Consider the following 13485-nt stretch of genomic DNA (forward strand, 5'->3'; position numbering starts at 1 on the left):
TAAACTTAGGGAACTGTTGCAGCTGCTGCATGTTTTTTGGGGGAATCAAGAACAATCGTTTATGTTTACCATCCCCTGCAGCGTAAAGCTGAATGAATAGCTCTTATCGGCGGGTAATAAAAATTGCGGATGCGGTTTTGAACCCCAACTATCATCGCCGCCAACACCCATTTGACGATAATTGATCCGAACAACCGTTTTGTCGCTGACCGGCAGTTTATAGACATGATCATTGGCTTCAAGCTCAAATGGCGTATAGGGCAGCGCGTTTAGCTCGAAGGTAGGTTCGCCAGTGATGTGCAGCGCATAACCACTTTGATTTGAGATTGCCGCATAGCGAACCTCCATCTTGTTGCCACACTCCTGCGGTCGTAGGTATGTTACGAACTGATCTGCAACTTTGCCGCGGTGGAGTCCCAGTTTTGCGCTCAATTGACGATCCCAGTACGATTCATGGGGCCCTTTGCCATACCAGGACATCTTATTAAAAGAGCCGTCCAGACTAAACATCACGCCGATTTCTGGAATTTCCGGCAGATGATTTCCCGGTACCAATTGCTGCCGCACGTGAATCGCTCCGCTGCCAAGAACGGTATACGTCATCGTGCAAGCTGCTTCCGTTGTTGTCGGCAGCACATATGCAGCATGGATGAGGACACGATCGGCAAGATGCTCCCAACGCAGTGTGCGGAGTTTACGTTCTTCGCCTGCGCTTCTCCATGTTGCACAGCGCTCATGCTGTTTATTGCCACGATCGTTATCCGTATAGGCACGCCAGAAATTCGGCGCAAGGCCGCTCTTCAGAAGCTCATTTCCGCTAACGCTGTAGGAAACCAGGCTGCCGCTTGCCGTATCAAATCCAGCAGTGAAATTCTCTCCGATTACAGTTAACGTACCAGATTGCTCGGAAACATGTACCGGACTGTAGCTCTTCACGGGTTCAACAACAGCGACAACCGACTTTCCAGCAGGCAGTACGAATTGCGCAAACGCCACTTCATGACCCGCTTCCGCCCATTTCTCCGCTTTCTTCGACACAAAGCTGATGGTCAGCACGGCTTCTCCGCTTTGTTCACGCTTTGGCAGCGCTAGCTGAATCTCCTTACTCTCAAGAGGCGCAACCGATACGCACAGATTGCCTTCAGCACATACAGCGCCATCAATAGCAATCGTCCACTGAAGCAAATACGCATCCAGATTTATAAACAGGTTTTTATTCGTAACGCGATAGATGCCTTGTGTAGGATCAACTTCGGTTATTGTTATATTCTCGTAGCATTTCTTGACTTCAATCAGCTTGGGCGTAATGGAACGATCCGCAAGCAAAAGACCGTTGCCGCAGAAATTGCCGGAGTGCGGCTTTTCGCCGAAATCTCCGCCGTACGCCCAATATTTCGTGCCATCCGCCTCCGTTTTCCAAAGGCTTTGGTCGACCCAGTCCCAAATAAAACCGCCCTGCAGCACCGGATAGCGATCAAACAACTCGGTGTAAAGATGCAAGCCACCGAGGGAATTTCCCATGGCATGACTGTATTCACAGAGGATATACGGCTTTTTGGCCATCGTTTGATTCGCGTAGTCGATCAAGCCTTGTGGTCGAATGTACATATAGCTTTCCACATCGGTCGCAGCGGACGATTCCTGCCAATTCACAACACCTTCATAGTGAACAAGACGAGTCGGATCTGCCTCGCGCAGGAAATCATGCATTGTGATGAAATTATCGCCGCCAAACGCTTCATTGCCAAGCGACCACATGACGATCGAAGGATGATTCTTGTCCCGCTGCATCATGGAATTCGCCCGGTCAAGGACGTTCGCCGTCCAGGCCGGATGACTGCCAGGCACCGTATTCGGCAGCAGCTCGGTCTGCCCGCCGCTCCAAGTGCCGTGCGACTCCAGATTGGTTTCGTCAATGACATACAAGCCATATTCGTTGCAAAGCTCATACCAGAGCGGATTGTTCGGATAATGAGAAGTCCGCACAGCATTGATATTGTGTGCCTTCATAAGCTTAATGTCCGTCACCATATCTTCCAGCTTCATCACACGGCCAGCGTCTAAGCAAAACTCATGGCGGTTAACGCCTTTGAAGACAATCCGCTGTCCGTTCAAGAGCATGAGCCCGTCTTTCAGCTCGAATTTACGAAAGCCTGTCTGCGTGCTGATGGCCTCAAGCAGTTCTCCATTCGCATCCTTCAGGGAGATCACGAGCATGTAGAGGTTCGGCTCCTCCGCACTCCATTTGAGGGGATTGGCAACATAGGCCTCTAGCTCAACTTGAGCTTCCGCATCCTGGCTGCCCATTGTTGCAGTTGCCTTCATCGGCTCTGCCAACACAGCGTTCTGCCCAGCATCATACAGTTGCGCCTCAAGCGTAACGGAGTGCAGATCTTTTTCCCAATAGTTCATCAGCGTCGCCTTAACCTTAAGCTTGGCATCTTCGTACGCCTCGTCGAGCTCTGTCGTTACGAAGAAATCGTACACATGCGCCTTAGGAACCGTATACAAATAGACATCGCGGAAAATGCCGCTGAGCCGCCAGAAATCCTGATCCTCGAGCCAGCTTGCATCGCACCAGCGGTACACTTCGACTGCAAGCTTATTCTTGCCTGCTCTCAAGTATGGCGTAACGTCGAATTCGGCCGGTGTAAACGAATCTTCGCTGTAGCCTGCGAGCTCGCCATTCACCCACACATAGAAAGCGGACTCTACGCCTTGAAAGTTAATAAAAACAGGCTGGCCCTGCCACTGCTCAGGCACCGTAAATGATCGGACATACGAACCAACGGGATTGTATCCGGTCGGCGCGAACGGGGGCTTGAGATCCGGCTCTGACGCCTCCCAAGGATAGCGGACATTGGTATACTGCGGGTAGTCGAACCCCTGCAGCTGCCAATGTCCAGGTACTTGAATATCCTTCCATCCGGCAGAATCAAAGCTGATTTCATAGAAATTTCGAATACGCTCGGACGGAGACTCCGCGAAAGCAAACTTCCAAATGCCATTCAGCGATAGATAACTTTGGGAAGCTGTTCTATTATTTTGGAGCGCTTCTTCCACGGAATCGAAAGGCATCAGTGTTGCGTGTGCCCTCATTCGATTCAGCTCAAAAATTTCAGGGTTATTGTTCCACTCCGGATAGCCGTTTGTCGGCGGTGTGTGCTCAAACTTTTTTTTCATCCATGATAACCTCTTTCATCATTAATAAACCCGAAAGATAGTCACCTCTTAAAAGGTTCCTTCTTTCGGGTCATGGCTTATTTATTCTCTGCCAGGAATGTGTTGATTTGGTTTTGAAGCTCAGCTTGAACTTTGTCCACGCCCGCTGCCTTAAGCTGTGATTGCAAGTCGGCTAATCCTTTGTCCGTATCTTTCACAAGACCGTATTCGAGCGGAAGTCCGTAACGAGTCATCACATTGTTGACGTTCGAGACTTCATTTACGACTTTCGAAGTATCGAATACGAAAGTTTCCAGTTTATAGTGGATAACTTGATCTTTCCATTTGTTCTCGATGTCTTTCGCCGCTTGCGGGTAAGTCGACTCTTGGCGGTTCAGCGGCGACTGGAAGCCCCAGTTCGTGAAGGTGTTGAAACTCGTGAATTTGTCCTTTTTGGTGAACTGGTCGTTGCCGACAGCCGTATAGTGGGTGCCTTCGATGCCGTACATCATCAGATCATGAAGCTGCTTATCCGTTTGCAGCAAGTCGAGCACCATCAGCGAGCGCTCCGGATATTTGGACGAAGCATGAATGGACATGCCGTTTTGCGTTGAAATGGCGATGGACTTCTTGCTGTCAGGTGCGATATCCGCTATGCCGACTTTCCAATCGGGATGCGCGCTTTTGACAGCGGCTACGGCGGAAGCGGCAGAAGATAACGTATGGGAGAAGGACGCAATTTTACCTGATTTAAAGTCTTCGGACTGACTGCCTTTATAAGTCAACACATCTCTCATCCAAGCCCCGTTGTCTGCGAGATTTTTGTAGTACGCAATGATTTCTTTGAATTGCGGCGTATCGTAGATGTCAAACACTTTGCCTGCCGCATCTCCCGTACTGACAGCGAACGGTGTGCCGTCAATCACCTTCCAATTGTTCTTTTGCACCAGCAGCGGTGTGTCCAATGCATGCATGGTCGCCAGCGTAGGGCCAAACGGTGTAACGCCTTTCTCATTTTTTACGATGGCATCCGTAAATTTCGCGAACGATGCTCCGTCCGTGATCGGCGGCAAGTTATACTTCTCGCGCAAGTCTTCGCGGTAAATAACGAGCTTTTCCTTATATTCGTTCGGAATGTTATACGGGAACATATACAGTTTATTTTTAACTTTTGCTTGATCCCATTTCACTTTATCCATGGATTTCCATGTTTGCGGCGCATATTTGGTAAGCATAGCGTCCGTCAGCTCCAGGAAGCCTCCTTTCATCGCTTGATCGGCGTACATGGCCCAGTTTGCCGTAAAGACGAGGTCGAAGTCTTCGTTAGCCGCAAATTTGAGCGGATATTTCTGCTTCCAGTCGGACCAATCCAGGAATTCCGTTTGAAGGGTAGCGTTTACTTTTTGTTTCAAAATTTTGTTGATTTCTCCGAATACCAGGTCGTAATCGGCCGGTTTCGGTCCGAGCAGGATCATTTTCAAGGCAACGGCTTGAGACGTATCGACCCCCGCTTCTTTCTGATTAGGTGAAGATGAGCTTTGTGGCGTGCTTGTTGATGTGCTGGAGCTGTTATCTTTGCTGCCGCATGCGCTAAGCATCATTGATGCTGCCAATAGACTCGTCAAAGCAAGTCCCCATGATTTCTTTGTTTTCATTGTGCTGCTAACCCCTCTCTGTTCCGGTTGTCGTATTCTATTGATAACCAGGTTTCCCTGAGATTACCCCTTAACGGCGCCGATCGTTAATCCTTTTACAAAATATTTTTGGATGTACGGATAGGCAAGTAAGATTGGACCTGTGGCTACCACGGTCATTGCCATTTTCAAGCTTTCTCCAGGAATCGTCACGGTCACGCCTGTCCCGGATCCTAACATGGCATCGCGCATGCCTTCCAGGTTGCCGAGCATTCTATACAAGTAATATTGCAGCGGCATTAGCTTCTCGTCGGAAATGAACAGCAAGGTCATATACCAATCGTTCCAATGGCTCAGCGCTATGAACAGACCGATCGTCGCCAGCGCGGGCTTGGAAAGCGGAAGAATGAGACTAAGAAAGATCCGAAAGTCACCGGCGCCGTCGATTTTGGCGGACTCTGAAATCGCATCGGGAATTCCGTTCATGAACGACCTCATCACAAGAATGTTGAACACATTGACCAGCGTCGGCAAAATCAGGACGATCAATTTATCTTTCAGATCCAAATAGTTGACAATGAGCAGGTACCAAGGGACAAGCCCTCCGTTGAACAATGTGGTAAAGAAGAAGTAAAAGGCGAAGTGGTTGCGCCATTTGAAATCCTTGCGGCATAACACGTAGGCGGTCATGGCCGTCATGAACAAGCCGAGCACGGTACTGATAACGGTAACTGTGATGGTTACGCCGTATGCCCGAAGAATAGATTCGGGATATTCGAAAATAATGCTGTAAGCTTCGGTTGAAAATAGTTTGGGAAAAATACGATAGCCATGCAATCGGATTGCGTTCTCATCGTTGAACGACGAGGCCAGGACGATCCAGAATGGGATGACGCATACGAATGCCATGATAACCAGTGTGACGTATCCGATAGCGGAGAGAAAGAACTTATCCTTCTGTAGGCCGCGTTTAACGGCTGTCGCGTGCATATGTGTTGTCCTCCTCCACTTAAAATAAAGCGCGATCTTTATCGTATTTGCGCACTGCATAATTGACAAGCAGAATCGTCACGAAGCCGAGTACCGATTGATAAACGCCTGCGGCGGCGGACATGCCGATTTCGTTCGTGGTCATCAGGAGCCGGAAAACAAATGTATCGATAACGTCCGTTGAAGAAAACAGCATGCCGTTATTGCCTACCAAATTGTAAAACATCCCGAAGTCTCCACGGAAGATGTGTCCGACCGACAGCAGCAAGAGTATCGTAAGCGTCGGCATCAAGTTGGGAACGGTCACATGGAAAATACGCTGGAATACGTTCGCTCCGTCAATTTCAGCCGCTTCGTACATTTCGGTGTCGATGCTGGTAATGGCGGCCAAGTACATCACTGTGCCGTATCCGAGAGACTTCCAGATGTTGAAGAATAGCAAAATGTACGGCCAATACGCAGGCGTATTGTAGATGTCGATTTTCTCCATGCCCAGCGAAGTCAAGATGCTGTTGATCATCCCGATGTCGTAGCTGAAAAAGCTGTACGCGATTGAGCCGACGACCACCCAGGAGATGAAATAAGGCAGGAACAACGTCGATTGGATGATTTTGCGGAACCATTTGCCCCCAACTTCAAACAAGAGAATTGCCGCTGTAATTTGCATGACGTTGCCCAGGAGAATAAAGCCGAGGTTATACAGCGCCGTATTCCGCGTTACCAGCCAAGCGTTGCCGGATTGAAAGAAAAATTTGAAATTTTCCAGCCCTGCCCACGGGCTTCCAAATATACCGCCTGTGTAATTGTACTTTTTAAATGCAATTACGATCCCCGCCATCGGGATGTAAGAAAACAGTAAACAGAGCAGCGCAGTTGGCATGATCATGAGCAGCAAAGTTCTATTCTTTCGCAGCTCATGCCAGATTCTATGTTGTCGCTTAATCATATCTCTTCTCCTCTCTCTGTTTATTATTATAGAGGGATCGCCAATTCGTTATCATTTAGCAGAACAACAAAAAGTAATACTAAATCTACGAATCTATTTTAAAAGGCGGAAAACAAAATAAGCAGCAGGAGATCGCTCCCCTGCTGCTTATCGTGTTTTCATGCTGATTCAGGATTATTCAGAATGATTCCGAATAGAAATATGGTCATATTGCGCGTAATTATAGCCGCTGCCAAGCCCCACAGCGCCTGACGCATACGTGCTGTCGTTCACCGACGCAACAAGCGTACCGTCAATGTAACACTTAATATTCGTGCCGCTGAAGCTTAGCCTCAGATGATGCCAAGTCTGTAAGGAGAAAGGTACGTTGCCTGCAGCCAGGAGGGTATCGGCGTCTTTCAACGGGTCTGTGATCCGCAAACTCCACTGACCCGTCTGCTCCACTTGCAGCCTGTAACCGCTGATCAGAGTATCATTAATGTATTTACGGGCTTGTGTGCCCGCGCGTCCAACAATGGATACCGTTCCTGGCTTTTCATTTCCATACATATCTCTTCCGGAATCCTCAATAAATACCTCCGAGCTGAAATCATAATCCGTCCAATTCAGGTCGCCTAATTGGGTATGCGTACTATATCGGATACGTGGGGTCATCCAAGCATCCCACTGCTTCATGGGGCCGACAACAACTTGACGCAAAGCTTTGCCGCCGCCCCACTTTTCGGCAACTTCAAATACGCCTTCAACATCCGACGTATATTTCGGCGCCGCACCAATATGGTAACCTTTAAAATCATCCTCATAATGGGCAGGGAACGATTGCGGTACTGGGATGGGATGAGGGGAAAGCCCTTTTTGCTGCCCCGTCGTTGTTGTCAATGTATAGACGGAATCCGGTTCGAGGCTAATCGCGAACAAATGGTCGGAAGGCGTGAGATCTAGCCCCCTCATAAATTGCTGCTCGGCATCGGATTTCCACACATGAACCGTTCCGGTAGATAAGCTGCCCGACAACTGGAAGGCCATTGTCTCGGCACAACCCCCGGTTGCCAAAATAATGCTGTAATCGCCGCTGCCACCCGGCTGCTTCAAGGTAACGTATGAGGTGCCTCCAGGGGTGACACCGCACCCGCTGTCAAGATATCGCCATCCGGGCTTAGCAAATTGATTCGTATGTGCCGCCGCCCAAATGGCAGGCATAACGGTATACGTGCCTGACCATGGTTCGTCGGCAACCATCACACCTGTTTTCGGAAACGACAGATTCGGATAAGAGGACGAGATCATATGCCAAACATTGGTTTTGGTAACTTTGGCCTTAATATAATTGTTGTTCATGATCTTAGCCAAATCAAGAGCGCCCTTCTGCTCCTTAACGCTGTGCCAAGTGCCGGATCCTGTCCAGCCCTCGCTCTCCCATAACGTCAATCCGGAGTCTTGAGCGATTTGCGTGGACGTGCTCTTCACATAGTGGTAACCTATGACAGATACCGCGTTCTTTAACAGAGGATTGGCAAGGACTTCATTAACGAAAGCCCAAGGCGATCTGGGGTTATAGGGTTCTTGTTCCCTGCCGCCAATGTCGGGAGCGACAATTTGGACATGCTGCAGTCCATTGCGATCCAGCGTAGGTCTCAAAATATGGACGATATAGTGCTTCAAATACGAAGGACTATCGGGGTCGCCAGGGTCTATGCGGTCAAGACCAACGAAGCTTTCATTCTGATTGCCCCCTACATAGTCAATGTCCAGGCCCCATTCTTTCTTGGCACCCTTGATGTAGCTCACCAAATAATCCGCATTCTCCTGCGAATACATGGCATACTTGCTGTTGCTGCTGTAATAGTAATTCTCCTTGTCTTTGCCGATGTGAGTACTGTAGTCGTTAATCCAACCAGGAGCGCCCCATTGCAGAATATCAAGCTTGATGTTCGGATTCCGCTTCTTCGCTTCGCTCATTAGCCATAGCTCGTAACCCCGATGCATATTCGGATGAGAGAGCTCCTCCCTCGTTCTCGCGTGAGTTGGCTCCGTTCCCGTTGTGGAAAAAACATCTCCGCCTACTTCAACTTTTAAATGGGTATAGCTCGCCCCGAAATTAGGCTTGAACAGATAGTCCAGAATGTCGCTGCGATAAGGCTCGGGATAATCGATCAACAGACGCGTATTCCCGCCTCCGCCGCTAACCACCCCTTGTCCTTCAAAAATTTTCCCAGGTCCGTTACCGTCAATGACGACGGAAGTCGAAGCTGCGGGAGCAGGCTCGCTCCCTCCATTACCAGATAATATGAACATGATAGCGCTATGTCCTCCTATATTTATTTTATTTTCAGTATAGAGGGACAGCCATCTCGGATATCATTCAGCAGAACAACAATAATTAATCGTAAATCTACGAACCTCCTTTAAATCTTGTTCATTTTACGATATTCCCGCGGCGTCATACCGATAGCCTGCTTGAATGAACGATTGAAATAAATGACATTTTTGTAGCCGATCCTGTCTGCGATTTCGTATACTCTCAACCGAGGATTGTCAAGCAGCTCACACGCGCGCTTCATGCGGATGTCATTCATAAAATCGCTGAAACCCATCCCCGTCTCCGCTTTAAACAAATGGCCTAAATAATTAGGCGTAAAGTCGAACTTCGCGGCAACTTCCTTCAGCGTCACTTTGTCTTCCAGCCGCTCTCCCACATAACTCCGAATATCCGCAATCAATTTGCGGTCATGCTTCCGTCTCTTCATAAACAACAGCTCGGACAGCTCAAATAATCTTCTGCGCAGCCAAGATACAATATCGTTGATCGTTTCGAATTCGAATAAAACATCCGGCTGATGGGTTTCCCAGTTCAGAATCTCATACAAATTCTCGTTTAGCTTTTGTAAATCGCCATGCAATTTTGACGTCAACCGGATGATCAAATCATACGCTTCACTCTTGCGATGCGGGGAAAAATCAGGGCGAAAGATGGACGTTAAGCTGTCGTCAATCTTCACCAAATCATAGTCGAGTATGGCTTGAAGCAGTTCGTCGAATATCCGTTCAATAGGAACGGTTTCCGTCTTATCGGAAGGCTGAGACGAGATATCGCGGATCACTTTGTTTTTACCGAGCATCCACTTGATGCTGAGCGCCATCTCTGCTTGACTATAGGAGTGGTGAAGCTCTTCCTGGCTGTACGCGCGAGTGCCGAGTCCGACTGTTAAAGTAAACGGGAAAGCCTCGCGGAATGCGCTGATCAGTTCTTCAAGCTTATGTCCGCTTTCGGTTCCGCCTGGTGCCAAGAGCACGAACCGATTTGCGAAACCGCTCATAAGATTCCCCAATCCTCTCTTCCGAACCAGATCCAAGAGATGCTGCTCTACGCTTGTCCATAAAGCACGCCGCTCCTCAATCTTCATTTCTTTCGAATATCTTTCAACATCGTCTGCCTCAATCAACGCCACTGCTGTCCCTTTCTCGGTAAAAGGCGCCACAAACTCGGCCAACCGCGATTCGGCTATACAAGGAGACGCTTCTTGGAACCAGCGAAGCAGCAATTCCCGGTGTACGTACGGCAGTGCTTCTGAAAGCGAAGTGCGGTGGCGGCGATCCTCCTCCACCTTGGCACATAGTCCCGCAATCATCTTGGCCAACTGTTCGTCATCGATAGGTTTCAATAAATAATCATAGGCCTCAAGTTGGATCGCTTCCTTGGCGTAGCTGAAATCCTCATGGCCGCTTATAAAAGCAATCCGGACTTCAGGGTTGATTTCCTTCGCTTTTCGCGCAAATTCAAATCCCGACATAATCGGCATCCGGATATCTGAAAGAATGATGTCCACGTGATGCTGCTTCATCCAATCAAGTGCGGCAAACCCGCTCTTCGCAGTTCCAGCAACCCGCATCCCTCGATATTGCACAGCCTCTACCCGAACCCGCAGCCATTCGAGATCAATCGCTTCATCATCTACGAGCATAATCGTAATGTCCATCTTCTATCGCGCCCTTTTCATGTGTGATTGCGTGAATATCTCGTCTCGTCCAGCTCTGGGAAAGCATCCATTCGAAACGGCAATACAATTCGAACGGTCGTCCCGCCGCCGAAAATACTGGCAATTTGCACCCCGTAATCACCGCCATACCGGAGCTTAATTCTTGCATCGACATTCTTCAGTCCGTAAGCGCTTGATTGCAGTCCGCCACGAAGCGCCTTGCCGATGCTCTCAGGCCGCATGCCGATGCCGGTATCGATAACCTTCAGCTCCAGCTGCTCCCCAATTCGCTTCGCTGTAATCCGAATGGCTATGGTTTCTCCGAACCATGCATGCTTGAATACATTTTCTACAAATGGCTGCAGCAGCAGTTTGATGATCTGCACATCCTTAACTTCCGGGTCCATCTCCATAAACACTTGAAATGCATCCGCATATTTGACCTTCTGGATATCAAGATACGCCTGAACCTGATCCAATTCTTTCTGAAGCGGAATTAGCACTTGCCCTTCGTTCAGCGTCAATCGGTAGAAGCGGGAGAGCAGTTTTACCATTTCCGTCACTTCGCGTGTTTTGCCCAAATTGCTTAGGCTGCTGATCGTCGACAACGTATTATACAGAAAATGAGGATTGATTTGCGCCTGCAGGGCCTCCAGTTCTGCCTGCTTCTTTTGAACTCCCTGACTGTACACATCTTCAAGGAGTTGTTGAATACTGCCTGCCATAGTATTGAAGGAACGCGCTATAAGCTCAAACTCGTCGTTGCCGCTGACAAGAATTCGCCGCTCAAAATTCCCCTCCTGTACATACTTAATAAATGAGACAATTCGTTTCATCCTTCGTCCAGACAGTGCAGCTACGACAAACCCGATCATGCACATTCCCAAAAAACTTGCCGCACAGATCAGCCCGATCATCACTTGCAGCCGCTTCGCATCTTTGTTTAAATAATCGAGCGGCACGCGGACTTCTATTGCGAAAGAGGTTCCATCGATTTCTTCGCGTAAAGTAAGAAACTTGTCGCCAATGTCCCCGGGAAGCCTCTCCAGCAGTGTGTTGCCTGACCGGGAATCATACAAGCGTATGCCAAGTCCCTGCTCTGGATATTTCACGATGTTGCCAAGCAATGAATCGAGATTAACGGTGATTTTGATAAAACCAATGACGGTTCGATTGTCCGTAAATAAAACGAGCTTGCGGAAAAGCGAAATGTTGCCAAGCTCCCGGTCCCCATCAGCCTGAGTCCAAAGATTATCCTTTCCTTCTCTTTGCAGCTTTTGAAACCATGGACTGCTTTGAAGCGAGGAATAGGACTGGATAAAATAATCGCTTCTTGTAATTGGCGTCGTTTCAGAAGAGCCGCTTGATTCGCCGATATCCGGGTTGACCGTGTAAAGTGTCAAACGGATCGGGCTGCCGAACAGTTCAAGCGGTGTTTGAAGCAACGGAATCACTTCGTCGATAACCGTTAAATACATGCTTAGCCGGTCGCCATGCTTGGTCAAGGCGCGTTGAAACGGCAGGCTGCCGAACAACTGGTCGGAAATTCGCTGAATTTCCGCCATGCGGTAATCAGCATTATTGCGGGTCTGCTCAAGTGCGGCACGAATCCCCGTCTGTGCTACTTCCGTACGGGACTTTACAAGCATCGTGTACGAGGCGAAGCCGATCGCTGTATCTGTGACCAGCACCAGCAAGAGGTAAGGAATCATCATTTTATACGTAAATGGTATATAGTTGCTTTTGGAGAACAAACGTTGCATATAAAGCCAACCCTTTCGCAGAACGTTACATGTTCAGTTTAGAGTATACGTGCAAGTCTAGAATATACAGCAGAACAACGAAAAAGGGTATATAATCAACTATTTTATCACCCTTTGTCGAACATGAATAAGGGTAAGCTTCGCTTCCCCCAAGAACATATACATTTTTGGAATAAAAAACGAGGACATATCGAATGTCCCCGCAAACATTTCCTCCTCACTATTTTTGAGCATCAAGAACAAACATAGAAGCATCCTGTCCCATAAATATTTTATTTCCATGATAAAAAGTTTTGGATTGAATATCCCTGTACCCTATTTTAGTCATCATGTCAGCCAGGTCATCTTGATTAAATCCGTTATGCACGAGATCCGAAGCAATTTTCTCATTTTTATCAAAATCCACGATCAGCAAATGTCCTCCAACATTGAGAACATCGAATAGTCTTGATAATACGAATTCAACATCTTGAATGTGGAGGAGAACCTGAGCCATTATAATATAGTCGGCATGCAAATCCGAAAGCCCTTCCTTTTCAAAATCAAAGCATAATGTAGCTGCATTCGGAATATGAAAATCAGCAATTTTTTGCTTAATTTGATGAATCATGTTTGGTGAGGTATCCAGAAAAAGCATAGATTTAAACTCGCTTAGCAAGTTCATTCCGACAAGACCCGTTCCACAACCAAAATCAATAGCATGCTTTCCTTTAGCGTCGACTACATATTCACGGATGGCATCTGATGATACCTTTGCAATTTGAATTCTTTCAGAAGTGTCATATATGTTAGCTATCGTTTCAAACTTATCTGTATTTCCCATTGTTATCTCTCCGATCTACCATTTACTTTAGTATTTAAATCTAAAGCCACTCCTATACAGTCGTTTAGTTAATAGAACTTCTCTTTACTCTAGAGTGGGACCTTCTTCTAATAAAATCGAGTAGGCCCATGCGCATTTGCATGGGCCTCTCACAGATCCGGACATGCGGGTCATCGCATCCGGCTCCTCC

At 48.0% G+C, this 13485-nt stretch carries 8 protein-coding genes; all 8 read right to left on the reverse strand.

Going from position 1 to position 13485, the window contains the following annotated elements:
- Positions 1–45: 45 nt before the first annotated feature.
- Positions 46–3183, reverse strand: coding sequence for a beta-galactosidase, LacZ type (gene lacZ, locus AC3WRW_RS20770; RefSeq protein ID WP_492548205.1), 3138 nt, complete (start codon positions 3181–3183; stop codon positions 46–48).
- A gap of 77 nt (positions 3184–3260) precedes the next feature.
- Positions 3261–4817: an ABC transporter substrate-binding protein gene (locus AC3WRW_RS20775; protein WP_492548206.1), complete on the reverse strand. Its 1557-nt coding sequence runs from the start codon at positions 4815–4817 to the stop codon at positions 3261–3263.
- Between the two features lie 63 nt (positions 4818–4880).
- A complete protein-coding gene (locus AC3WRW_RS20780; RefSeq protein ID WP_492548207.1) occupies positions 4881–5786 on the reverse strand; it encodes a carbohydrate ABC transporter permease in 906 nt (301 codons plus the stop codon).
- A 19-nt stretch (positions 5787–5805) separates the two neighbouring features.
- Complete coding sequence (locus tag AC3WRW_RS20785) at positions 5806–6732, reverse strand: ABC transporter permease (RefSeq protein WP_492548208.1); 927 nt, start codon at positions 6730–6732, stop codon at positions 5806–5808.
- A gap of 174 nt (positions 6733–6906) precedes the next feature.
- On the reverse strand, positions 6907–9027 hold the full coding sequence (locus tag AC3WRW_RS20790) for a LamG-like jellyroll fold domain-containing protein (protein WP_492548209.1): 2121 nt from the start codon (positions 9025–9027) through the stop codon (positions 6907–6909).
- 110 nt (positions 9028–9137) lie between these two features.
- Positions 9138–10709, reverse strand: a complete 1572-nt coding sequence (locus AC3WRW_RS20795) for a response regulator (RefSeq protein ID WP_492548210.1) — start codon at positions 10707–10709, stop codon at positions 9138–9140.
- Between the two features lie 17 nt (positions 10710–10726).
- Entirely contained in the window at positions 10727–12472 is a 1746-nt protein-coding gene (locus tag AC3WRW_RS20800) for a sensor histidine kinase (RefSeq protein WP_492548211.1), read from the reverse strand.
- Between the two features lie 220 nt (positions 12473–12692).
- A complete protein-coding gene (locus AC3WRW_RS20805) occupies positions 12693–13295 on the reverse strand; it encodes a class I SAM-dependent methyltransferase (protein ID WP_492548212.1) in 603 nt (200 codons plus the stop codon).
- Positions 13296–13485: the final 190 nt, after the last annotated feature.

The organism is Paenibacillus sp. FW126-R14 (assembly GCF_058789495.1).